The organism is Candidatus Kosakonia sp. 282A-S69, assembly GCF_029433855.1.
In the GTDB taxonomy this organism is placed as follows: Bacteria; Pseudomonadota; Gammaproteobacteria; order Enterobacterales; family Enterobacteriaceae; genus Kosakonia; species Kosakonia cowanii_A.
This window is the reverse complement of record NZ_JAROAU010000003.1, coordinates 2,925,540-2,949,304: the sequence shown is the minus strand read 5'-3', so window position 1 is coordinate 2,949,304 and position 23,765 is coordinate 2,925,540. Positions and strand designations below refer to the sequence as shown.

Genomic DNA, 23,765 nt, shown 5'->3' with positions numbered 1-23,765 from the left:
CTCCCCATGCGAGAGTAGGGAACTGCCAGGCATCAAATAAGCCGGAAGCCTCATGCGAAAGCATGAGGCTTTTTGCTATTCTTTTTTTACGCGTTTTACCCCCTCCTTCACCGCTAAAGGAAGTAGCCATGGTCACGCTTTACATTCAGCTGTATAAAAACCGCATGGTTGTGCGCAATCTCGCTACTCAGCAGCAGGCTTCCGGCAATCAACCCTTCAGTAACCAGCGCATCATTGTTGCCGACTTCTTCCTGGCAGAGAAACTGCTGCAGGATCTGATCCTGCAGGTCGCCCCCCGCTCTTTCTGGCATGCCCTGCCGGGAGCGGGTAAGCTGGCCATTCTCGCCCATGCACTGGAGATGAATGAAGGCGGTTTATCTGCGGTGGAAGAGCGCGCCATTATGGAAATGACCTTCGGCGCAGCACATGGCCGATGCCGCGCGCCTTATGTTATCGCCACACCCACCCCGCTTAGCGATCCCCAGGTTTTGGATGCGCTTCAGCATGCTAAAAAGCCCAACCCGGCGAACAACAAGAAACCCACGATCATCAGCTAATCGCTCCTGGCGCAAACCGTGATGTGAAACTTTCTCACCTTCCACCGGCAGGCTCGACATTCCGATCATTTCTGGGTATTGTCAGCTGTCTGGATGTCTAAACGTTTAAACGTATGTTGTGAGGATATAAGTTATGCCGATTCGGGTGCAGGACGAGCTGCCAGCCGTCAATCTTCTCCGGGATGAAAACGTCTTTGTCATGACGACTTCTCGCGCGACCGTGCAGGAAATCCGTCCGCTGAAGGTGCTTATCCTCAACCTGATGCCGAAAAAGATCGAGACGGAAAACCAGTTCCTGCGCCTGCTATCCAACTCCCCACTACAGGTTGATGTCCGCCTGCTGCGGATTGACGCACGCGAATCGCGTAATACGCCCGCTGAGCACCTCAATACCTTCTACTGTAATTTCGATGAAGTGTGCGACGAGAATTTCGATGGCCTGATTGTCACCGGCGCGCCATTAGGTCTGGTCGAGTTTAACGACGTTGCCTACTGGCCACAGATTGAGCAGGTGCTGGCATGGGCAAAAGATCACGTCACCTCAACACTTTTCGTCTGTTGGGCAGTGCAGGCTGCACTCAATATCCTTTACGGCATTCCAAAACAGACCCGCAGCGATAAACTTTCCGGCGTCTATGAGCACCATCTCCTGCAGCCTCATGCCCTGCTGACGCGCGGTTTTGATGACTATTTCCTCGCGCCGCACTCGCGTTATGCCGATTTCCCCGCTGCGCTGATCCGTGATTACACCGATCTTGATATCCTGGCGGAAACAGCAGATGGCGATGCCTACCTCTTCGCCAGCAAAGATAAACGCATCGCATTTGTCACTGGCCATCCGGAATACGATCCCGACACGCTGGCGAGCGAATATTTCCGCGACGTCGAAGCGGGCCTGAAACCTGAACTGCCGCACAACTATTTCCCGCAAAACGATCCGCAAAACAAACCACGCGCCTCCTGGCGCAGCCACGGTAATTTGCTATTCATTAACTGGCTCAACTACTACGTCTATCAGATCACGCCATACGATCTGCGTCATATGAATCCGACGCTGGATTAAGCGTTTCAGCACCAGACGACAGGCACCTTCGGGTGCCTTTTTTATTTGCGAAAACCACTTCACTCCCCAATAAAAATTTATCTCTCCTTTAATCAGTCATTTATCATCTATTTATTATAAAAATGGAAATTGTTTTTGATTTTGGAAAATTTATTGTCCAGGATTGATCCTGCTGAACGAAAACTGCACAACCGATCTTCGTTTGCCCTGGAAAATGAGTTCGCTGCCAAAAGAGGAGACCGCACCATGACACAACAGGCGACCACAACTGAAGAACTGGCCTTTACCCAACCCCTTGGCGCACAGGAGAAGCAGATCCTGACGCCGGCAGCAGTCGAATTTCTGAGTGAGCTGGTCGCGCGCTTCACGCCCAAACGCAATCAGCTACTGGCCGCGCGCGTTCACCAGCAGCAAGAGATTGACAACGGCAAGCTGCCAGGCTTTATTTCGGAAACCGCTTCCATCCGTGAAAGTGACTGGACGATCCGCGGTATTCCTGACGATCTGCAGGACCGTCGCGTAGAGATCACCGGGCCCGTTGAGCGCAAAATGGTCATCAACGCGCTGAATGCAAACGTGAAAGTCTTTATGGCGGATTTTGAAGATTCACTGGCGCCAAACTGGGGAAAAGTGATCGATGGGCAGATCAACCTGCGCGATGCGGTCAACGGCACCATCAGTTACACCAACGAAGCAGGTAAAATCTATCAGTTGAAGCCCGACCCGGCGGTGCTGGTGTGCCGCGTGCGTGGCTTACACCTGCCGGAAAAACATGTCACCTGGCGCGGAGAGGCGATCCCGGGCAGCCTGTTCGACTTCGCACTCTACTTCTTCCACAACCATAAAAATCTGCTCGCCAAAGGCAGCGGTCCTTACTTCTACCTGCCGAAAACCCAGGCCTGGCAAGAGGCGGCCTGGTGGAGTGAGGTCTTCAGCTTCACGGAAGATCGCTTCAACCTGCCGCGCGGCACCATCAAAGCAACGCTGCTGATTGAAACGTTGCCGGCCGTTTTCCAGATGGATGAGATCCTCCACGCGCTGCGCGACCATATTGTCGGGCTGAACTGCGGCCGCTGGGATTACATCTTCAGTTATATCAAGACCCTGAAAAACTACCCGGATCGCGTGCTGCCGGATCGTCAGGTGGTGACGATGGATAAACCCTTCCTCAGCGCCTACTCGCGCCTGCTGATCAAAACCTGTCATCGTCGCGGCGCGTTTGCCATGGGCGGCATGGCAGCTTTCATTCCCAGCAAAGATGCCGAACGCAATAACTGGGTGTTGAATAAAGTAAAAGCCGACAAGCAGCTGGAAGCGAACAATGGCCACGATGGGACGTGGATCGCTCACCCCGGCCTTGGCGATAGCGTGATGGAGATTTTCAACGCGGCGCTGGGCGAGCATAAAAATCAGCTTTTCGTTACCCGCGAAGAGGATGCGCCGATCCGCGCGGAAGAGTTGCTGGCGCCGTGCGAAGGGGAGCGCACGGAAGAGGGGATGCGCGCCAATATTCGCGTGGCGGTGCAGTACATTGAAGCGTGGATCACCGGCAACGGCTGCGTACCCATTTACGGCCTGATGGAAGATGCCGCCACCGCGGAAATCTCCCGAACCTCTATCTGGCAGTGGATCCACCACCAGAAGACGCTGAGCAACGGCAAACCGGTGACCAAAGCGCTGTTCCGCCAGATGCTGGCTGAAGAGATGCAGGTCATTCAGGAAGAGCTGGGTGAGCACCGTTACAGCAGCGGACGTTTTGACGATGCCGCGCGGCTGATGGAGCAGATCACCACCTCCGATGAGCTGATCGATTTCTTAACCCTGCCGGGTTACCGCCTGCTGGCGTAACGACCCGGGCTAATTTGTTCACCACACTGGCCAGGGCTGTGCCCACCTCCCTGCGTATGACGAATACGCCGCGACTGGTGCGCGCTGATCCTGAGCAAACTGCCTTCATCAATAACGCCTGGTACGCCAGGAGAAGAATAGGGAGCATCTGCATATGAAAACCCGTACCCAACAAATTGAAGCGCTGCAACAGGAATGGACACAATCACGCTGGGAAGGCATTCGCCGCCCTTACAGCGCGGAAGAGGTGGTGAAGTTACGCGGCTCGGTCAACCCGGAGTGCACGCTGGCGCAGCTTGGCGCGGCCAAAATCTGGCGTCTGCTGAACGGTGAGTCGAAAAAGGGTTATGTGAACAGTCTTGGCGCATTGACCGGTGGGCAGGCGTTGCAGCAGGCGAAAGCGGGCATCGAGGCGGTCTACCTCTCTGGCTGGCAGGTGGCGGCGGACGCTAACCTTGCCGCCAGCATGTACCCGGATCAATCGCTCTACCCGGCCAACTCGGTACCGGCAGTGGTCGAGCGCATCAATAATACCTTTCGCCGGGCAGATCAGATCCAGTGGTCGAGCGGCATTGAGCCTGGCGATCCGCGCTATGTCGACTATTTCCTGCCGATTGTTGCCGATGCGGAAGCGGGTTTTGGCGGCGTGCTGAACGCCTTTGAACTGATGAAATCGATGATCGAAGCCGGTGCAGCGGCGGTCCACTTCGAAGATCAGCTCGCCTCGGTGAAAAAGTGCGGTCATATGGGCGGTAAAGTGCTGGTGCCGACCCAGGAAGCGGTGCAAAAACTGGTGGCCGCGCGGCTGGCCGCCGACGTGCTCGGCGTGCCGACATTAGTGGTCGCGCGCACCGATGCGGATGCCGCCGACTTGATCACCTCCGATTGCGATCCCTACGACAGCGCCTTTATTACCGGCGAGCGTACCAGTGAAGGGTTCTATCGCACGCATGCCGGCATTGAACAGGCGATCAGCCGTGGCCTGGCTTATGCCCCTTACGCCGATCTGGTGTGGTGTGAAACCTCGACCCCCGACCTGGCGCTGGCGCGTCGCTTTGCTGACGCCATTCACGCGAAATTCCCCGGCAAGCTGCTGGCCTACAACTGCTCGCCCTCCTTTAACTGGAAAAAGAACCTCGACGACGACACCATCGCGCGCTTCCAGCAGGAGCTGTCGGATATGGGCTACAAATTCCAGTTCATCACCCTCGCGGGCATTCACAGCATGTGGTTCAACATGTTCGACCTTGCGCACGCCTATGCGCAGGGCGAAGGGATGAAGCACTACGTTGAGAAGGTACAGCAGCCGGAGTTTGCCGCCGGGAAAGAGGGCTACACCTTTGTCTCTCATCAGCAGGAGGTGGGCACCGGTTACTTCGACAAAGTGACCACCATTATTCAGGGCGGAACCTCGTCGGTCACGGCGTTAACCGGATCGACAGAAGAGGCGCAGTTCGGCGTCTAATTGAGCCTGACTGCATAGTGGCTGCCGGATGGCGCGGGCGCGTCTCCGGCTTACACACTTATCCGGCCGTCACCATGGAGGTGCACATGTCGCGTGGCCTGGCGTTGTTAATTGCGCAAACCATCCTGCAGGGTTTTGACGCGCAGTATGGGCGCTTTCTGGAAGTGACCGCCGGGGCGCAGCAGCGCTTTGAGCAGGCGGACTGGCACGCCGTGCAGCAGGCGATGAAACAGCGTATCCACCTCTACGATCACCACGTTGGTCTGGTGGTGGAGCAGCTGCGCTGTATCACCGACAGCCAGCATCCTGATGCCGGCTTTCTGCAGGAGGTGAAAGCGCACTACACGCAGCTGCTGCCCGACTACCCCCGTTTTGAAATTGCTGAAAGCTTCTTTAACTCGGTCTATTGCCGCTTGTTTGATCATCGCTCGCTGTCGCCCGAGCGGCTTTTCATCTTCAGTTCGCAGCCCGAACGCCGTTTTCGCACCATTCCGCGCCCGCTGGCAAAAGCCTTCTGGCCTGAGCGCGGCTGGGAAGGGCTGCTGACAAAAGTGTTATCGGATCTGCCGCTGCGGCTGCCGTGGCAGGACAAAGCGCGCGATGTGCGATATATCAGCGCCCATCTGTTGGAGGCGTTTGGCATGGATACGCTCAACCTGGCGCATCTGCAGGTGGCGAATGAGCTTTTCTACCGCAATAAGGCCGCCTGGCTGGTGGGCAAGCTTATCACCCCAGCCGGAACGCTGCCGTTTCTGCTGCCGATCCATCGTAGCGACGAGGGGGAGTTGTTTGTCGATACCTGCCTCACCACGCACGCCGAAGCGAGCATCGTGTTTGGCTTCGCCCGCTCCTACTTCATGGTCTATGCGCCACTCCCTGCGGCTACCGTCGAGTGGCTACGCGAGATCCTGCCGGGAAAAACCACCGCCGAGCTCTATATGGCGATTGGCTGCCAGAAGCATGCCAAAACAGAGAGTTACCGCGAATATCTTCATTACGTTACCACCAGTGATGAGCAGTTTATTGAAGCGCCGGGCATACGCGGCATGGTGATGCTGGTGTTTACCCTGCCGGGATTCGATCGCGTCTTTAAAGTGATCAAAGATGTGTTCCCGCCGCAAAAAGAGATGAGCGCTGCCCACGTTCGCGCCTGCTACCAGTTGGTAAAGGAGCACGATCGCGTCGGGCGTATGGCAGACACCCAGGAGTTTGAAAATTTTGTGCTGGAGAAGCGGCAAATTTCGCCGCCGCTGATGGCGCTGCTGCTGGAGCAGGCACCGGATAAAATCACCGATCTCGGCGATCGGGTTGCCATCAGCCATCTCTATATTGAACGGCGTATGGTGCCGCTCAATCTCTGGTTTGAACAGGTGAAAGGCCAGCAGCTGCGCGACGCGGTGGAAGAGTATGGCAATGCTATTCGCCAGCTTGCCGCCGCCAATATTTTCCCCGGCGATATGCTGTTTAAAAACTTCGGCGTGACGCGCCACGGGCGGGTGGTTTTTTATGACTACGACGAAATCTGCTACATGACGGAAGTGAATTTCCGCGATATCCCCGCGCCGCGTTACCCGGAAGATGAGCTCAGCGCCGAGCCCTGGTACAGCGTCGCACCGGGCGATGTCTTTCCTGAGGAGTTTCGCCACTGGCTCTGCGCCGACCCGGAGATCGGCCCCCTGTTTGAAGAGATGCATGCCGATCTCTTTCGCGCCGACTACTGGCGTGGTTTGCAGGAACGCATCCGGCAGGGGCACGTCGAGGATGTCTACGCCTACCGCAAGCGCCAGCGCTTCTGTATTCGCTTCGCCCAAAGCACGCTGCGGCAGGCGGGTTAATGCAGATGGATGTTGTACTGCAACACCGAGTAGCTCAGTGAGCCAAACAGCAGCAGTATCACCAGCATCGTTAAAAAGGCCGCGGTGTTGGTTGCGGCGCTGCGAAACAGCACGGTTTCCCTTGGCGTAAGCAGGATCGCAATCAGCGGCACAATAAAGGCGAAGTGACCGACCACGTCCGTGATGCCAAAGGGAATAAAGGCCAGCACCGCAACCAGCGCGAAGAGAGTGATGCAGGCATAGCTTGCCAGTTTACCGCTGTAGATGTGCCAAATCAGGCACAGCTCCACAAACCCACAGCCGCGCACGAAGAAAGCCCGGTCAAACCCCATCGCCAGCCAGGGGTGCGCGTCCAGCAGCTGGAAATAGAGATTCGGCTGCATAAATTTCTCCACGCCGCCCCATAAAAAGGAGTAGCAGAGAACCAGCCGCACAAAGGCAATCACCCGCTCGTCATTTTCCATCGGCAGAAAGGTCTGGCAGATGAGATAGATACCCATGGCGACAAACAGCAGGTAATCGAGCATGTGGAACGCGCCATAGAGCTGCACCGCATAGCTATAAAGAAAGAGCATCAGTAACCCGGCGAGGAAGCTGGTTTTCCGCGTCACGGCAGTGATGGCAATGGCGAGGTGAATAAAGGTTAACCACGGGTTTGCCACGATCAGCTCTGGGGTGAGGATCACCTGTGGGTAGAAGAGGCCGAGGATGAGAAAAAAGAGGCCGATTCCCACACGCATAATCACAGGAACCCAGCGATGTGCGCGCAAAATCTGCGGGCGAAAACGCGGGATCTCAGGTAATGAGGGGAGGCGGCGGTCAGCCAGCGAGGTGGCGAAAATGACCAGGGTGGCGAGAACCAGCAGCAGCCAAAAATTGAGCGAACCGGCAATCGCCGTCAGCGAGGCCGGGGCAAGTTTAACGTCATAATCCACAAACCATTTCACATGCGCCCACACCGGGACGGGGAGCGCCAACAGGAGGACGGCAAGCGTACGCGTATTACACTTCATAAACAGGACCTCAGAAAGGGCGTTGCCGTCAAGGTGCCACTGCCTGAGGGGGACAACAATCAGAGATCCCTTCCATCGCCTGCGAGAGTGCTCGCGCCCGTAGAGAGAACTCTTCCTTTAGGTGCGTATGCCGCCGTAGGCCAGCGTCACCTCTTTTGCCGCGCGGATCACCATCGCACCCAACTCCGTAACGCGATCGTCGGTGATGCGCGAAATCGGCCCGGAGATGGAGATGGCGGCAAATGGCTCGCCATGCTCGTCAAAGATGCAGGCGGCAACGCAGCGCAGGCCGAGCGCATGCTCTTCATCATCAAAGGAGTAGCCGCGTTTACGCGTCTGGGCGAGGTCCTCTTTCAGATGCAGCGGCGACACCAGCGTGGCATGGGTGTAGGCGTGCAGCCCCTGGCGGTGTAGCAGGTTACCGACCTGGTCATCATCCAGCCGGGAAAGAAAGGCTTTTCCCGCCCCGGAGGCGTGCATCGGCAGCTTGCCGCCAATCGGCGCGGACATACGCATCAACTGCGTACACTGCACCTGATCGATAATGATCGCCTGATGATCGCTCTTATCCAGCACCGCCAGGTTCACCGTCTCGCCGGACTCCTCCATCAGTTTGCGCAGAATCGGGTGCACAATCGCCATCAGATTGCGGCTTTGCAGAAAGCTGCTGCCGACAATAAAGGCATGGGCACCAATCGCCCAGTGCCCCAGTTCGCCAACCTGGCGGACAAAGCCCAGCTGCTGCATAGTGGTCAACAAACGGTGAGTGGTGGAGTTGGGTAAACCGGCCTGCTGCGCCAGCTCGGTCAGCGCGACGCTACTGTGTGATTCAGCGATCCACTCAAGCAATTTCAGGCCGCGCGTTAGGGATTGCACCTGCCCGCCAGCGGGCGCGGCGGGTGCGGCGGCTTTTCTGCCACGTTTTGCGAGGACGGAAGCGACCATAGGGGCTCCTTTTCTGTATCGTGGAAATGATTTTCGTTTTGCCAGAGTATAACGTAACTCTTCACTCTACTGATCGGATGAGTGATGCTGAACTTCTCTCATATTCCCTCCGCGTCGCTTTTCCACCCTGTGACTTTATGCCAGTATGTCCTGCTGGCCTTTTGGCCTGATCTGGCGCCGTCGGGAGTAAGTGTGAGCAGCAACGTTGAGCAACTGAAACAGCAGTTAAGTGAACGCATTCTGGTTCTGGATGGGGGCATGGGCACCATGATCCAGAGCTATCGTTTAAGCGAACAGGATTTCCGCGGCGAACGTTTCGCCGACTGGCCCTGCGATCTTAAAGGGAACAATGACCTGCTGGTGCTCAGCAAACCGCAGGTCATTGCCGATATTCATGACGCCTACTTTGCGGCAGGCGCGGATATTATCGAAACCAATACCTTTAACTCCACGACCATCGCCATGGCGGATTACCAGATGGAATCCCTGTCGGCAGAGATTAACGTTGCTGCCGCGAAGCTGGCGCGTGCCAGCGCCGACAAGTGGACCGCGCAGACGCCGGATAAACCGCGCTATGTGGCCGGTGTACTCGGCCCGACCAACCGCACCGCCTCCATTTCGCCGGACGTTAACGACCCGGCGTTTCGTAATATCTCCTTCGATCAGCTCGTTACTGCCTATCGCGAATCGACCCGCGCGCTGGTGGAGGGCGGGGCCGATCTCATCATGATCGAAACGGTATTTGATACCCTTAACGCCAAAGCGGCGATCTTCGCGGTAAAAGAGGAGTTTGACACGCTGGGCATCGATCTACCAATCATGATCTCCGGCACCATTACCGACGCCTCCGGGCGCACGCTCTCCGGGCAAACCACGGAAGCGTTCTATAACTCTTTGCGACATGCCGATGCGCTCACCTTCGGCCTCAACTGTGCGCTGGGGCCGGACGAGCTGCGTCAGTATGTGCAGGAGCTGTCGCGCATTGCCGAGTGTTATGTCACCGCGCACCCGAACGCCGGCTTGCCGAATGCGTTTGGCGAATATGATCTCGATGCTGTCACCATGGCGGCGCAAATCGGTGAATGGGCGCAGGCTGGTTTCCTTAACATTGTCGGTGGCTGCTGCGGCACCACGCCGGAGCATATTGCGGCGATGAGCCGCGCGGTTGCCGGCGTGCCGCCGCGCAAGCTGCCGGATCTGCCCGTCGCCTGCCGTCTCGCCGGTCTTGAGCCGCTCAATATCGGCGATGAGAGCCTGTTTGTGAACGTCGGCGAACGGACTAACGTCACCGGTTCAGCCAGGTTCAAGCGCCTGATTAAAGAAGAGAAGTACAGCGAAGCGCTGGATGTCGCCCGTCAACAGGTGGAGAGCGGCGCACAGATCATCGATATCAATATGGATGAAGGGATGCTCGACGCCGAAGCGGCGATGGTGCGTTTCCTTAACCTGATTGCCGGTGAGCCCGACATTGCCCGCGTGCCTATCATGATTGACTCCTCCAAGTGGGAGGTGATTGAAAAAGGGCTGAAGTGCATCCAGGGCAAGGGCATCGTTAACTCCATCTCAATGAAAGAGGGGGTTGAGGCCTTTATCCATCACGCGAAGCTTGTGCGCCGCTATGGCGCGGCGGTGGTGGTGATGGCCTTTGATGAGGTGGGGCAGGCAGATACCCGCGCCCGTAAGATTGAGATTTGCCGTCGCGCTTACCAGATTTTGACCGAAGAGGTGGGCTTCCCGCCGGAAGATATCATTTTCGACCCCAACATTTTCGCCGTGGCGACGGGGATTGAAGAGCACAACAACTACGCGCAGGACTTTATCGGCGCCTGTGAAGATATCAAACGCGAACTGCCCCATGCTCTGATCTCCGGCGGCGTGTCGAACGTCTCGTTCTCGTTTCGTGGCAACGACACGGTGCGTGAAGCGATCCACGCCGTGTTTCTCTATTATGCGATTCGTAACGGCATGGATATGGGCATCGTCAACGCCGGTCAGCTGGCGATTTATGACGATCTGCCCGCGGAGCTGCGCGATGCGGTAGAAGATGTGATCCTTAACCGTCGCGATGACGCCACTGAGCGCATGCTGGACCTGGCGGAGAAGTATCGCGGCACGAAAGGCACCGATGAGGGTGCCGCTGCCCAGCAGGCGGAGTGGCGTAGCTGGGATGTCAAAAAGCGCCTCGAATATTCGCTGGTAAAAGGCATCACGGAGTTTATCGAGCAGGACACCGAAGAGGCCCGCCAGCAGGCCGCGCGCCCGATAGAAGTGATTGAAGGGCCGCTGATGGATGGCATGAACGTGGTCGGCGATCTGTTTGGCGAGGGCAAAATGTTTCTGCCGCAGGTGGTAAAATCTGCCCGCGTAATGAAGCAGGCGGTGGCCTATCTGGAGCCCTACATCGAAGCCAGCAAAGAGCAGGGCAGCAGCAACGGCAAGATGGTGATCGCCACGGTAAAAGGCGATGTACACGATATCGGCAAGAACATCGTTGGCGTGGTATTGCAGTGCAACAACTACGAGATTATCGATCTCGGCGTAATGGTACCGGCAGATAAAATCCTCAAAACCGCCCGCGAAGTGAATGCGGATCTGATTGGTCTTTCCGGGCTTATCACCCCATCGCTTGATGAGATGGTCAACGTGGCGAAAGAGATGGAGCGTCAGGGCTTCACCATTCCGTTGCTGATTGGTGGCGCGACCACCTCGAAAGCCCATACGGCGGTCAAAATAGAACAGAACTACAGCGGGCCGACGGTCTATGTACAAAACGCCTCGCGCACCGTCGGCGTGGTCTCTGCGCTGCTCTCTGCCACGCAGCACGATGATTTTGTCGCCCGCACCCGCAAAGAGTATGAAACGGTGCGCATTCAGCACGCGCGTAAAAAACCGCGCACGCCGCCCGTGACGCTGCAGGCCGCACGCGAAAACGATCTCGCCTTCGACTGGGAGAGCTACACGCCGCCGGTTGCTCACCGTTTAGGTGTGCAGGAGGTGACGGCGAGTATTGAGACATTGCGTAACTACATCGACTGGACTCCCTTCTTTATGACCTGGTCGCTGGCGGGCAAATATCCGCGCATTCTCGAAGATGAGGTAGTGGGCGAAGAGGCAAAACGGCTCTTCGCCGATGCCAACGAGATGCTCGATATGCTCGGCGCAGAAAAACGGCTCAACCCGCGCGGCGTGGTCGGCATATTTCCGGCGAACCGTGTCGGCGATGACGTCGAAATCTACCGGGATGAAACCCGCAAAGAGCTGCTGGCGCTGGGCTGTCATCTGCGTCAGCAGACCGAAAAAATCGGCTTTGCTAACTACTGCCTCGCCGATTTTGTCGCGCCGAAACAGAGTGGTAAAGCGGACTACATCGGTGCTTTTGCCGTGACCGGCGGGCTGGAGGAGGACGCGCTGGCAGAGGCGTATGACGCAGCGCACGACGACTACAACAAAATCATGGTCAAAGCGATAGCCGACAGGCTGGCGGAAGCCTTCGCCGAGTATCTGCATGAGCGGGTGCGAAAAGTCTACTGGGGCTATGCGCCGAATGAAAACCTCAGCAACGAGGAGCTGATCCGCGAAAATTACCAGGGGATCCGCCCGGCACCGGGTTATCCTGCCTGCCCGGAGCACACGGAAAAAGGGACCATCTGGCAGCTGTTGGATGTAGAAAAACATACCGGCATGAAACTGACAGAATCCTTCGCCATGTGGCCGGGTGCCTCGGTCTCCGGCTGGTACTTTAGCCATCCGGAGAGTAAATATTTCGCGGTGGCACAAATTCAGCGAGACCAGGTGGAAGATTACGCGCGTCGCAAAGGGATGAGCGTGCCGGAAGTGGAGCGCTGGCTGGCGTCCCATTTAGGCTATGATGCGGATTAAATTATGCGGGGCAGTTTAATTGCCCCGTTTTTTTCATTTCATTTTCACGAAACTATCGTGAAGCAGACATAATTCAAATTTGAACTAAGAACATTCTTAAAGTAAGATATTTTCTTAGACCCATATTCCGCTTCATGCGTATGATGGAGGCAGATTAGAAAGTAAAGTTGCTCTCTTTTTTGCGCTGCTTTTGGCGGACATCAATTAAACGTGAGTATTATAAAATGGATATTTATGATATCAGGAAAAGAAATTTATTGCCGAAGGATTATGAGAATATCCTTGCGCCCGATATTGCAAAGAACATCATTAAAAAAGAGTACTTTATTGAAAGCAGCCCCAATAATCTTTTAGGCAGTATTGATGGCTACACCATTAAACCTCATCACGGTTTTAAATATGGTTTACCGCACGATCCGCTGGGCCATCAAAAAGAGAACTATATCGATAGCCTGATTGATAAAGGCATTGTGGTGGTGGTCCGGCCAAACGTCAGCGCGCGCAACCGCTTCTATTACCCGTTCTTTATTTCCGAAAGCGCTGAGCTGTTCTGCGTGCAGAGCCTGTCGTTTAACGCCGTCTTTGTGCGAACGATTATCAGCGGCTTTAAAGACAGTGTGGCGGTGCACGGGCGGCCGGCACCGACCCGCAGTGATTTTGCCCCGGTAACGGATGAGTTTGGCCCCGGCTACTGGAAAACCAGCGAAACGGATTTCCACGGCGTGAAAAATGCGGCGGTGATGCTGCTTAACCGCGCGACCAGTATGGGCGACGAGGGGCGCGTCTTCGGCTCTGACGGCAAAGATTATATGAACACCTCGCGTGATAAAATTCAGCTGTGGACGCCGCTGCCGGCCGATCTGGCGTCCGATACGCGTGAGTTCCTCTATAATCGTTCGGTGATCCGCCGCTATGGCGAAAAGCGGACGATCAAGCAGAAATATCTTGAGGGTGATGATGCATGGGCGGTGTCGGGTAAATCGTGGCACTGGATTCCAGGCGTAAGGGATGAGGATTATGAGTTTAAGAAATAAAATATTTATTTTTTGGGGCGTGATGGACGTGCTGACGCTAATCGGATATCTCTTTTTTTCGATGCGAAGCGGTAACGTGCCCTTTTATTCTGACATCAGCGCGTTCTATTCCAGCTATGGGCGCTTAGGCGTCAGCGGTGTGACGGGCGGATTTATTCAGTTGATGTTCTTTATTAATATTGTGTTAATTGTTTCATTAATATTTTCCGCATGGTCGTTTCTGGCGAAGAAAAATATCAATATGGTTTTCTTTGTGGTGCAGGAAATTGCCCGCGTATTCTCATTAAAATGCTCTGTTGCGCTGATCCCGATGATGCTGCATCTGACGGGTTTCCGCTCGGCGCTGGTAGCGATAGTTCTGTTTGTGTTGTCGGAAGCGTTAAAAATTGGCTCTGTGGTCTGGGCGAAACGCAACGGCACCCCGCGCACGGATGCCGCTTTAACGCGTTAATTACCCACATCTCGCTTTTGTCACATAACTGTCATCTATTCTTACCACGTACAGGGCGCGGATTGTGCGCCCTGCGCCCGTCTCAGGTTTAACGCCATATACTTACTTCATAAAGTTGCCGTTATCCATCTGGATAACAGGCAGCGCATAACGATAAGGAGAAGCTGATTCCGTGTTAACGTTGCTACATCTTCTTTCTGCTGTCGCTCTGCTGGTGTGGGGCACACACATTGTGCGTACTGGCGTCATGCGCGTGTTTGGCGCGCGTTTACGCACGGTGCTTAGCCGTAGCGTAGAGAAAAAACCGCTCGCCTTCTGCGCGGGTATTGGCGTCACCGCGCTGGTGCAGAGCAGCAATGCCACCACCATGCTGGTGGCTTCATTTGTCGCCCAGGATCTGGTGGCGCTGACTCCCGCACTGGTGATCGTACTCGGTGCTGATGTGGGTACCGCGCTGATGGCGCGGGTGCTGACCTTCGATCTCTCCTGGCTTTCACCGCTGCTCATTTTTGTCGGCGTGATCTTCTTTCTGGGGCGTAAACAGACCCGCGAAGGGCAGCTTGGGCGCGTCAGTATCGGCCTTGGGCTGATCCTGCTGGCGCTGGAGTTGATTGTGCAGGCCGTGACGCCGATAACGCAGGCGAACGGAGTGCAGGTGATTTTCGCCTCGCTGACCGGCGATATCATGCTCGACGCGCTGATTGGCGCGGTGTTTGCCATCATCAGCTACTCGAGCCTCGCTGCGGTGTTGCTGACCGCGACATTAACCGCGGCCGGCATCATCTCCTTCCCGGTGGCACTCTGCCTGGTGATTGGCGCTAACCTCGGCTCTGGCCTGCTGGCGATGCTGAACAACAGCGGGGCCAATGCCGCCGCCCGCCGTGTTGCGCTCGGTAGCCTGCTCTTTAAGCTGGTCGGGAGCCTGCTTATCCTGCCTTTCGTTCACCTCCTTGCTGACGGAATGCAGAAACTGCCGCTGCCGGAATCGGAGTTGGTGATCTATTTCCATGTCTTCTACAACGTCATCCGCTGCCTGGCGATGGTGCCGTTTGCCAGCCCGATGGCACGATTCTGTAAACGTATTATTCGCGAAGAGCCGGAGCTGGAGGCGCGCCTCAAACCGAAGCACCTTGATAGCTCCGCGCTCGATACGCCAACGCTGGCGCTGGCCAATGCCGCCCGAGAAACGCTGCGCATGGGCGATGCGATGGAGCAGATGCTGGAAGGGCTACACAAAGTGATGCATGGCGAACCGCGTCAGGAGAAGGAGCTGCGTAAGCAGGCCGACGATGTGAATGTGCTCTACACCGCCATCAAACTCTATCTGGCACGGATGCCGAAAGATGAGCTGGCGGAAGAGGAGTCGAAGCGCTGGGGCGAGGTGATCGAGATGTCGCTCAACCTTGAGCAGGCCTCCGACATTATTGAGCGCATGGGCAGCGAGATCGCTGATAAATCCCTCGCCGCGCGGCGCGCGTTCTCCTTTGAAGGGCTGAAAGAGCTGGATGCTCTGCATGAGCAGCTGCTTAACAACCTCAAGCTGGCGATGTCGGTCTTTTTCTCCCGCGATGTCACCAGTGCGCGCCGGCTGCGTCGCAGCAAGCACCGTTTCCGTATTCTGAACCGACGCTACTCCCATGCGCACGTTGATCGTCTGCATCAGCAAAACGTGCAGAGTATTGAAACCAGCTCGCTGCACCTCGGCCTGCTCGGCGACATGAAGCGCCTCAACTCGCTCTTCTGCTCGGTGGCCTACAGCGTCCTTGAACAGCCCGACGATGACCAGTCTCGGGAAGAGTATTAATCCGCGCCGTGCCTGCGGGCACGGCAGTTCCGCGTTTGACTGTCACGCCAATGCCATCAGCAAGAAAAATACGCTTTCACTGGTATAGAAAAAAGTCCCTCATTCTCCTTTTGGAAAGCGCCTCGCAAGCGACTTTGCCCGCTTTCACATAGCGCATATATTTTAACGAGTTAGCGCGCATTTCTTCGTCGCTGGCGCAAAAATCCATTTTTCTCTTCTGCTCAACAACGTTATATTCCGCTTTCAGAGGAGAACTTATGCTGCCAACCCAATCAACACGTTTAAACAAATACATTAGCGAAAGCGGAATCTGCTCACGCCGCGAGGCTGACCGTTACATCGAACAGGGCAACGTCTTTATCAACGGCAAACGCGCCGGCATTGGCGACCAGGTGGTTGCCGGGGACGTGGTGAAGGTGAACGGGCAACTTATCGAACCGCGAAATGAAGAAGATCTGGTGTTTATCGCGCTGAATAAACCCGTTGGCATCGTCAGTACCACCGAAGAGGGCGAAAAAGACAATATCGTCGATTTCGTTAACCACAGCAGCCGTATTTTTCCCATTGGCCGGCTGGATAAAGATTCGCAGGGGCTGATTTTCCTGACCAACCACGGCGATCTGGTCAACAAGATCCTGCGGGCGGGAAACGACCACGAAAAAGAGTATCTGGTTACGGTCAACAAGCCAGTTACCGACGAGTTTGTGCGTGGAATGGGCGCGGGTGTGCCCATCCTCGGTACGGTAACCAGGAAGTGCAAAGTGAAGAAGGAAGCACCTTTTACCTTCCGTATCACGCTGGTGCAGGGGCTTAACCGCCAGATTCGCCGCATGTGCGAATACTTTGGCTATGAGGTGACCAGGCTTGAACGCACGCGCATCATGAACGTCAGCCTGACCGGATTGCCGCCCGGTGAATGGCGCGACCTCACCGATGACGAGCTGGTTGCGCTGTTTAAGCTGATTGAGAACTCTACCTCGGAAGCCAAACCGAAAGCGAAGAGCAAAGCGAAACCGCAGACGGCGAAAAAGCCTGCGGTAAAAGTGGCGAAGCCGGAAGAGAAAAGCCGGGCGAAACCCGCCGGTAAGCGCTTTACCCAGCCGGGCAGGAAAAAGAAAGGGCGCTAATCAGCGGCGTCCGCGTGTTAGCGTGGTTGCCGACCATGAAAAGGTGCTGTTCTCATCGGGTTTATAAGCCTGCTGCTTTTTTACCTGGCGGGCTTTCTTCGCAGTCGCTTCACGCTGCGCCATCAGCTTATCGATGTACTCTTTCTTCACATGGTTCGTCTCAGAGTTGCTTAACGGACGTCCATGCGCAATGCGGGCGCGATCGAGCAGCGTTTTAAGCTCCCGCTGTTCACTTTCGGTCATCTCTTTCTGCGTCAGTCTGGTTACGGCCATGGCATGTTCTCCTGGGAAAGTGTCACGAGTCTACGCGATAACGCGACAAAAGCGCAGGCAAGAACCGCATAACTGGAAATTAGCTCGCAGGTAATCGTGCAGCCAGAATAACCGGATCGCCGCGCTGCGATCCGGTCATCCTGTCCGTTAGTTCGCTTTACGCTTTTCTGCCTGACGCTCCTCTACCGGTTTACCCGACCAGTAGCCCGCCAGCAGCGAGCCGGAAAGGTTATGCCAGACAGAGAAGAGGGCGCCGGGCAGGGCGGCGAGCGGGGAGAAGTAGAGCTTTCCAAGCGCGGCAGCCAGCCCCGAGTTCTGCATCCCCACTTCGATAGCCAGCGTCCGGCAGGTGGACTCATCAAAACCAAACAGACGCCCGCCCCAGTAACCGCTGAGCAGGCCAATCGCGTTGTGCAGGATCACCGCCACAATCACCATCAGCCCGACAGAAGCAATATGCGAGGCGGAACCGGCGACCACCGCACTGATGATGGCCAGAATACAGACCATCGAAAAGGCGGGCAGCCAGGGCTCTACCGCTTTCACCACGCGCGGGAAGAGGTAGTGAACAACCAGCCCCAAACCAATCGGGATCACCACGATTTGCAGGATACTCAGCAGCATTCCCATGACATCGACCTGAATATGGGCATCAACATAGAGACGCGTCAGCAGCGGCGTGGCGATAACGCCCACCAGCGTTGAGACCGAAGAGATGGTCACCGACAGCGCGACATCGCCTTTGGCGAGGTAGATCATCACGTTTGATGCGGTCCCGCTGGCGACGCTGCCGACCAGCACCATCCCGGCGGAGAGATCCGGCGGCATCTTAAATATCATCGCCAGCAGCCACGCCGCCAGCGGCATCACCAGGTAGTGAAGAAATGTACCCGCCGCGACGGGGGCTGGTCGGGAGAGCACACGCTTAAAGTCGTCGAGAGTAAGATGCACGCCCATGCCGAACATAATCAGCATCAGCAGCGTGGTAACCCACGGGCCGATAGCAACAAACGTCGGCGGGAAAAAGTAGGCGAGAACAGAGAGCAGCACGGCCCAGAGCGGGAACAGCCGCGTGAAGGTTGCGAGCATGGGGATTTCCTTGCGATGACATTGTGTTGTGTTGTTCCCCGTTCTCGTAAACGATTCGGGGGTTTATTAACGGCCGGGTTCGAGCCCGACCATAGCCAATGTTTATCGTGCTAAGGATTAATATTCAAACGAATTATGATGAAGATCGTTTATGTTGCGCCACGCACGCTCTCCCAGCTCAGGCCAAAGCGCGCGAGATATTTACGCAGCCGGTCGGCATCATTGGGGTTGGCCTTTTTCTGCCGCGATACCGCAAACAGTTCACGGCCCGCTTCAGAGAGGCTCTGGCTGCGACGACACACCTCCACTACGCTCTCCAGTTGGCGTCTGTCGAAGAGATCCAGCGTCTCCAGGTCGACCGGCAGGTCGCCCATTGATGGCGCACCACGCCAGTGGTACTCCAGCCGCGCGATCTCCTCCGCCACCAGCGTATCGGTAATCCGCCCCTGCTCGGCAAGAGTGGCCATGCGGGCGATGGAGGTGCTCAACTCGCGGAAGTTGCCGCGCCACGCCGCCTGCGCCGAGCAGGCAAAAGAGAGGTAACGCTCACGCGCCCCTTTATCGAAGCGAATCTGCGTCTGCTGCTCAAGCCCGAAGCGCTGCAACTCATACTCAATATTGGGAGCGATATCCTCCCGCCGCTGCGCCAGCCCCGGCAACTCAAAAGTCCACATATTGATGCGCGCGTAGAGATCCTCCCTGAAGCGCCCCTCATCCACCCACTGCTGCATATTGCGATGGGTACCGGCAATCAGCTGGAAGTCGCTCTGCACCTCTTTATCCGAGCCGAAGGGAAAAAAGGTCTTCTCTTCAATCGCTTTTAACAGCATCGCCTGCTCATCCAGCCCCAGCTCCGCGATCTCATCCAGGAACAGCACTCCGCCATCCGCTTCGCGCAGCAACCCGTGTCGCGCCTGCTGTGCGCCGGTAAACGCCCCCTTCACATGACCAAACAGCGTCGACATAGCGTTATCGCCGCGTAACGTCGCGCAGTTCACCGCTACCAGCCGTCCGGCGACCAAATGGCGGGCGTGACGTAGCTGAAAGATACGTTTTGCCAGAAACGATTTTCCCGCCCCGGTCGGGCCGGTAAGCAGAATGGGCGCAGAGGAGCGTAGCGCGACGCGCTCAATCTGATCGATCAGGCGGTTAAAGGTGGCATTGCGCGTATCAATACCCGATTTCAGGAATGAGACCGACTGCTGCTGCTCGCGCTGAAAACGGCTGGTCAGCGTGGCATAGCGGCTTAAATCGAGGTCGATAACCGAACAGACGCCCGCCGCGACCTCTTTGTCGGTCGCGCCTTTTGTCGCGGGACCGGTCTGCAACAGGCTGGCGGGAAGGTAACGCGCTTCGGTGAGCAGGAACCAGCAGATCTGCGCCACGTGCGTCCCGGTGGTGATATGCACCAGATACTCTTCATTGTCGGTATCGAAAGGGTAGTGGGTGGCGAAATCGAGAAACGCGGCGTACACCTCCTCGAAATCCCACGGGTTTGTGATGGCCACCGGGTGGTTGCGCACCTCGGTGCGCGGCGAGAGTACCGCGATGTCTTCTGCTGTTTGCGCCGCCAGCCCTTCATCGCGCGGCTGGTGGATCAGTTCCAGCCTGTCTACAGGAAAATCCGCTTGCTGGCAGAGCGCCACCGTTGGTCGCCATTTGCGAAAGCGGTTATGTCGTTTTCCGCGTTTATCCAGCACTGTCCCCAGCACCCCAATCACAACCCGACGTTTCATCTTTATCCTGAATAATAAAAAGCGATACATAAAGATAAGAAAAGTCGTAGGCTGGCACAATGTCTGATAGCGACGTAAAAAAATAAATTAATTATTTTCAATAAGATAAAAAATTATTTATCCATTCCTCTCTTTTTGGCACGCCTCTCGCAATATCTATCATGTCAACACGCTGAGTTCGCAGGGGTTATTCATCCCGCCGGCGCATCAGGAGCGGCAAGCGCCGTTTTCCCGGAGGCGTTCCGTCAGTGCAGCGACATGTGCGGAAAGTCGGTTATTGATCGGGTTCGACTCCCGAGTTCGCAACCATTATCTCCCCAGATAATCATGAGGCAGTACCCCGTCATCGCGCAGTTTACGGTGACATGAGACGACCGCCGATAACGGCGCCGGGCGGCAGGCAAAACAGTGTTTCCCCTGTCGCTTCGTTCCTGCATCCGCGGTCGTTACAACAAAAACAAGAGGGAACAGAGATGACCAACAAAATCACAATTCGAAAAGGTCAGTTAGCGTTACTGGCAAAAGAGGGCGACTACTACCAGGTTCTGGAAACAGGAGAGCATCGTCTGCCATGGTTTAGCAAAAAACCGGATGTGCTGATCGTCAACCGCGACGGCAGCGAAGTGCCGGCGGGTCTTGCCGAGTATCTGCGCCGTTTCCAGCCGGACTGGGTGGCGCAATATTGCCTGGCAGCCGATCTGGGCGATGACGAAGCGGGCGCGCTCTATCTGAACGGCGTGCTGCTGGAGATCCTCCCGCCCGCCACGCGTCGTCTTTACTGGAAAGCGGACGATACCCTGACGCTGGTGCGCATCAATACCCGCGAGGTGAGCGTCCCGGCCGATATTCTTAATGCGGTGTTGCAGCCAAAACGCGGCGCGGCGGTAAAAGGGCGCGACGCCATTCTGGTGGTGCAGGTGCCCGCCTGGCATGCGGGCGTGCTGAAAATCGATGGCGAAACCCAGGCGCTGTTACCGGCAGGCATCAGCGGTTACTGGAAAGTGAATCACCTGGTGGAAGCGGAAGTGGTCGATCTGCGCCTGCAAGTGCTGGAAGTGAGCGGGCAGGAGATCCTGACCAAAGATAAAGTGACCCTGCGCCTCAACCTGGCGGCGAACTGGCGTTACAGCGATGTGCTGAGCGCGTTTGCCCAGTTGAGCAAACCGCTGGATCACCTCTATCGCGAGCTGCAATTTGCCCTGCGTGAAGCGATCGGCACCCGCACGCTGGATGAGCTGCTGGAAGATAAGCAGATTATTGCCGATGTGGTCAGCGTGCAGGTGGCGAACCGCATGGCGGCCTTCGGCATTGAAGTGGCGTCGCTGGGCGTTAAAGACATCATCCTGCCGGGCGAGATGAAAACCATCCTGTCGCGCTTAGTCGAGGCAGAAAAGTTGGCGCAGGCGAATGTGATCCGCCGCCGTGAAGAGACTGCTGCCACCCGTTCGTTGTTAAACACGGCGAAAGTGATGGAGAGCAACCCGGTGGCGCTGCGCCTGAAAGAGCTGGAAACCCTGGAGCGTGTCGCAGAGCGCATCGATAAGATCTCGGTCTTTGGTGGCCTCGACCAGGTTTTGCACGGCCTTGTAAACATTAAAGGAAAAGATAATGCAGCATAACGATTACAACCTGCTGGCACGTGAAAACAGCGCGCCGGTGAAGATGTGGACCCACGGCGTGCCGGTCGAGCCAGAAGCACGTGAACAGCTGCTTAACACCGCCAAAATGCCGTTTATCTTCAAACATCTGGCAGTGATGCCGGATGTGCACCTCGGTAAAGGTTCTACCATCGGCAGCGTCATCCCGACCAAAGGGGCGATTATCCCGGCGGCGGTTGGCGTGGATATCGGTTGCGGCATGATTGCCGTGCGCACCTCGCTGCTGGCAAGCGATCTGCCGGATAACCTGAGCGGGCTGCGTAGTGCCATAGAGCAGGCCGTGCCGCACGGGCGCTCGGTAAACCGATCGAAGCGGGATAAAGGCGCATGGTCAACGCCGCCGGAAGAGGTGGATGCGCACTGGGCGTCGCTGGCGCCGCGCTTTAAGCGGCTGACGGATAAATATCCGCGCTTGCTGAAAACTAACAATTACCAGCATCTGGGAACATTGGGTACCGGTAACCACTTTATTGAAGTGTGTCTGGATGAGCAGCAGCGGGTTTGGGTGATGCTGCACAGCGGTTCGCGCGGCGTGGGTAACGCTATCGGCAACGTCTTTATTACTCTGGCCCAGCAGGATATGCAGCAGCATATTGCCAATCTGCCGGACAGAAACCTCGCCTATTTCCGGGAGGGGAGCAAGCACTATGAGGACTATCTGGAAGCGGTCGAGTGGGCGCAGGATTTCGCCCGCCATAACCGGGAAGTGATGATGTCGCGCGTGCTGGCAGCGCTGTCGCGCATTATCACCAAACCCTTCATGACCCAGCAGGAAGCGGTGAATTGCCACCATAACTATGTGCAAAAAGAGACGCACTTTGGCGAAGAGGTGCTGGTAACACGTAAAGGCGCGGTTTCGGCGCAAAAAGGGCAGATGGGGATTATTCCCGGTTCGATGGGCGCGAAAAGCTTTATCGTCCGCGGGCTGGGAAATGAGGAGAGTTTCTGCTCATGCAGCCACGGTGCCGGGCGCACCATGAGCCGCACCGCGGCGAAAAAGCGCTTTACCGTCGAAGATCAGATCCGCGCTACTGCGCATGTGGAGTGCCGTAAAGACAGCGAGGTGATCGATGAGATCCCGATGGCCTATAAAGATATCGACGCCGTGATGGCGGCGCAGGCCTCGCTGGTGGAAGTCGTGCACACCCTGCGTCAGGTGGTGTGTGTAAAAGGATAAAAGGGTGAAAAGATGGAACAGCACGGAGTTGATGCCGCCATGCGTGAACGCGTGCGGCTTGAGTTAGAGGCAGTAGAGCGCAAATATGATGTGAGGGTGCTCTACGCCTGCGAATCGGGCAGTCGCGGCTGGGGCTTTGCCTCGCCGGACAGCGATTATGATGTGCGTTTTTTGTATGTGCATAAGCCGCAATGGTATCTGCGCGTCGAGCCGCAGCGCGATGTGATCGAGCTGCCGATAGATGCGGAGCTGGATGTTTGCGGCTGGGAGTGGCGCAAAGCGCTGGGGTTATTGAAGGGCGCAAACCCGACGCTTATCGAGTGGCTCGATTCCCCGGTGGTCTATCAACAGGATGAGGGCGTGCTGGCGGCGTTACGCGATCAGGTGCCGCACTGGTTTTCACCGGTTCGCGCGCGCTGGCACTACTACGCGATGGCGAAGAAGAACTTTCACAGCTACCTGCAGGATGAGCAGGTACGCCTGAAGAAGTATTTCTATGTGCTGCGCCCGCTGCTGGCGGTGCGCTGGATAGAGGCGGGGAAAGGGATGCCGCCGATGCGTTTCGCCACGCTGCTGGCAGGGAACGATCTTGGCGCGCCGTTGCGGGCTGAAATCGATGAGCTGCTGGAAGTGAAGCAGCGCGCAGGTGAAGCGCAATATGGCGCGCGCCGGCCGTTAATGCATGCTTTTATCAGCCAGGAGCTGGCGCGCGGTGGAGTGGCGGATGCGTTGCCCGAGAGCCGCAGCGGCAATCTCCGCGATCTCGACCAGTTGCTGTTTGAAACGGTGATGGCATAACCATGCCGGGTGG

At 56.5% G+C, this 23,765-nt stretch carries 18 protein-coding genes; 13 read left to right on the top strand and 5 right to left on the bottom strand.

Translation table 11 applies throughout. The annotated features are described in order from the left end of the window. The first annotated feature begins 128 nt into the window (after positions 1–128). The 5 genes from PU683_RS19285 (at position 129) to aceK (ending at position 6,768) form a co-directional block, all read left to right on the top strand. Positions 129–557 (top strand): YjaA family stress response protein, encoded by a 429-nt coding sequence (locus PU683_RS19285; RefSeq protein WP_277174156.1) that lies wholly within the window; start codon positions 129–131, stop codon positions 555–557. Between the two features lie 133 nt (positions 558–690). After that, positions 691–1,620, top strand: a complete 930-nt coding sequence (metA, locus tag PU683_RS19280; RefSeq protein WP_277174155.1) for a homoserine O-acetyltransferase MetA — start codon at positions 691–693, stop codon at positions 1,618–1,620. Positions 1,621–1,866: 246 nt separating this feature from the next. After that, on the top strand, positions 1,867–3,468 hold the full coding sequence (aceB, locus tag PU683_RS19275; RefSeq protein ID WP_277174154.1) for a malate synthase A: 1,602 nt from the start codon (positions 1,867–1,869) through the stop codon (positions 3,466–3,468). A gap of 154 nt (positions 3,469–3,622) precedes the next feature. Next, complete coding sequence (gene aceA / locus PU683_RS19270; RefSeq protein WP_023478373.1) at positions 3,623–4,933, top strand: isocitrate lyase; 1,311 nt, start codon at positions 3,623–3,625, stop codon at positions 4,931–4,933. An 86-nt stretch (positions 4,934–5,019) separates the two neighbouring features. Further along, positions 5,020–6,768, top strand: coding sequence for a bifunctional isocitrate dehydrogenase kinase/phosphatase (gene aceK / locus PU683_RS19265; protein ID WP_277174153.1), 1,749 nt, complete (start codon positions 5,020–5,022; stop codon positions 6,766–6,768). Here aceK and PU683_RS19260 read toward each other — a convergent pair. Beyond that, positions 6,765–7,781: a hypothetical protein gene (locus tag PU683_RS19260; protein ID WP_277174152.1), complete on the bottom strand. Its 1,017-nt coding sequence runs from the start codon at positions 7,779–7,781 to the stop codon at positions 6,765–6,767. The genes aceK and PU683_RS19260 overlap by 4 nt on opposite strands. A gap of 117 nt (positions 7,782–7,898) precedes the next feature. Next, positions 7,899–8,726 (bottom strand): glyoxylate bypass operon transcriptional repressor IclR, encoded by an 828-nt coding sequence (gene iclR, locus PU683_RS19255; protein WP_277174151.1) that lies wholly within the window; start codon positions 8,724–8,726, stop codon positions 7,899–7,901. Positions 8,727–8,918: 192 nt separating this feature from the next. On the opposite strand from iclR, the gene metH reads away from it, so the two are divergent. The 5 genes from metH to rluF all read left to right on the top strand — a co-directional run bounded on the left by metH (position 8,919) and on the right by rluF (position 17,021). Further along, positions 8,919–12,605: a methionine synthase gene (gene metH, locus PU683_RS19250; RefSeq protein WP_277174150.1), complete on the top strand. Its 3,687-nt coding sequence runs from the start codon at positions 8,919–8,921 to the stop codon at positions 12,603–12,605. A 224-nt stretch (positions 12,606–12,829) separates the two neighbouring features. Further along, positions 12,830–13,639 (top strand): DUF8093 domain-containing protein, encoded by an 810-nt coding sequence (locus PU683_RS19245; protein ID WP_483558540.1) that lies wholly within the window; start codon positions 12,830–12,832, stop codon positions 13,637–13,639. Then, a complete protein-coding gene (locus PU683_RS19240) occupies positions 13,623–14,090 on the top strand; it encodes a hypothetical protein (protein WP_277174148.1) in 468 nt (155 codons plus the stop codon). The genes PU683_RS19245 and PU683_RS19240 overlap by 17 nt, the downstream gene beginning before the upstream one ends. Positions 14,091–14,262: 172 nt before the next feature. Further along, positions 14,263–15,894 (top strand): Na/Pi cotransporter family protein, encoded by a 1,632-nt coding sequence (locus tag PU683_RS19235; RefSeq protein ID WP_277174147.1) that lies wholly within the window; start codon positions 14,263–14,265, stop codon positions 15,892–15,894. Positions 15,895–16,151: 257 nt separating this feature from the next. Next, positions 16,152–17,021 carry a 23S rRNA pseudouridine(2604) synthase RluF gene (gene rluF / locus PU683_RS19230; RefSeq protein WP_277174146.1) on the top strand — a complete coding sequence of 290 codons (870 nt, stop codon included), beginning with the start codon at positions 16,152–16,154 and terminating at the stop codon, positions 17,019–17,021. Here rluF and PU683_RS19225 read toward each other — a convergent pair whose 3' ends face one another. The 3 genes from PU683_RS19225 to rtcR all read right to left on the bottom strand — a co-directional run bounded on the left by PU683_RS19225 (position 17,022) and on the right by rtcR (position 20,119). Then, complete coding sequence (locus PU683_RS19225; RefSeq protein WP_277174145.1) at positions 17,022–17,294, bottom strand: YjbD family protein; 273 nt, start codon at positions 17,292–17,294, stop codon at positions 17,022–17,024. Positions 17,295–17,441: 147 nt separating this feature from the next. After that, a complete protein-coding gene (gene panS, locus PU683_RS19220; RefSeq protein WP_277174144.1) occupies positions 17,442–18,383 on the bottom strand; it encodes a ketopantoate/pantoate/pantothenate transporter PanS in 942 nt (313 codons plus the stop codon). 149 nt (positions 18,384–18,532) lie between these two features. Beyond that, complete coding sequence (gene rtcR / locus PU683_RS19215) at positions 18,533–20,119, bottom strand: RNA repair transcriptional activator RtcR (RefSeq protein WP_277174143.1); 1,587 nt, start codon at positions 20,117–20,119, stop codon at positions 18,533–18,535. Positions 20,120–20,592: 473 nt separating this feature from the next. On the opposite strand from rtcR, the gene PU683_RS19210 reads away from it, so the two are divergent. The 3 genes from PU683_RS19210 to PU683_RS19200 are packed head-to-tail and all read left to right on the top strand — an operon-like array spanning position 20,593 to position 23,752. Then, entirely contained in the window at positions 20,593–21,738 is a 1,146-nt protein-coding gene (locus tag PU683_RS19210) for a slipin family protein (protein WP_277174142.1), read from the top strand. Further along, a complete protein-coding gene (locus tag PU683_RS19205) occupies positions 21,728–22,954 on the top strand; it encodes an RtcB family protein (protein WP_277174141.1) in 1,227 nt (408 codons plus the stop codon). The genes PU683_RS19210 and PU683_RS19205 overlap by 11 nt, the downstream gene beginning before the upstream one ends. 12 nt (positions 22,955–22,966) lie before the next feature. Further along, positions 22,967–23,752, top strand: coding sequence for a nucleotidyltransferase domain-containing protein (locus tag PU683_RS19200; protein ID WP_277174140.1), 786 nt, complete (start codon positions 22,967–22,969; stop codon positions 23,750–23,752). Positions 23,753–23,765: the final 13 nt, after the last annotated feature.

Coding starts and splice junctions, on each gene's coding strand:
- PU683_RS19285 (WP_277174156.1), top strand. CDS start 129: ATGGTCACGCTTTACATTCAGCTGTATAAAAACCGCATGGTTGTGCGC.
- metA (WP_277174155.1), top strand. CDS start 691: ATGCCGATTCGGGTGCAGGACGAGCTGCCAGCCGTCAATCTTCTCCGG.
- aceB (WP_277174154.1), top strand. CDS start 1,867: ATGACACAACAGGCGACCACAACTGAAGAACTGGCCTTTACCCAACCC.
- aceA (WP_023478373.1), top strand. CDS start 3,623: ATGAAAACCCGTACCCAACAAATTGAAGCGCTGCAACAGGAATGGACA.
- aceK (WP_277174153.1), top strand. CDS start 5,020: ATGTCGCGTGGCCTGGCGTTGTTAATTGCGCAAACCATCCTGCAGGGT.
- PU683_RS19260 (WP_277174152.1), bottom strand. CDS start 7,781: ATGAAGTGTAATACGCGTACGCTTGCCGTCCTCCTGTTGGCGCTCCCC.
- iclR (WP_277174151.1), bottom strand. CDS start 8,726: ATGGTCGCTTCCGTCCTCGCAAAACGTGGCAGAAAAGCCGCCGCACCC.
- PU683_RS19245 (WP_483558540.1), top strand. CDS start 12,830: ATGGATATTTATGATATCAGGAAAAGAAATTTATTGCCGAAGGATTAT.
- PU683_RS19240 (WP_277174148.1), top strand. CDS start 13,623: ATGAGTTTAAGAAATAAAATATTTATTTTTTGGGGCGTGATGGACGTG.
- rluF (WP_277174146.1), top strand. CDS start 16,152: ATGCTGCCAACCCAATCAACACGTTTAAACAAATACATTAGCGAAAGC.
- PU683_RS19225 (WP_277174145.1), bottom strand. CDS start 17,294: ATGGCCGTAACCAGACTGACGCAGAAAGAGATGACCGAAAGTGAACAG.
- panS (WP_277174144.1), bottom strand. CDS start 18,383: ATGCTCGCAACCTTCACGCGGCTGTTCCCGCTCTGGGCCGTGCTGCTC.
- rtcR (WP_277174143.1), bottom strand. CDS start 20,119: ATGAAACGTCGGGTTGTGATTGGGGTGCTGGGGACAGTGCTGGATAAA.
- PU683_RS19210 (WP_277174142.1), top strand. CDS start 20,593: ATGACCAACAAAATCACAATTCGAAAAGGTCAGTTAGCGTTACTGGCA.
- PU683_RS19205 (WP_277174141.1), top strand. CDS start 21,728: ATGCAGCATAACGATTACAACCTGCTGGCACGTGAAAACAGCGCGCCG.
- PU683_RS19200 (WP_277174140.1), top strand. CDS start 22,967: ATGGAACAGCACGGAGTTGATGCCGCCATGCGTGAACGCGTGCGGCTT.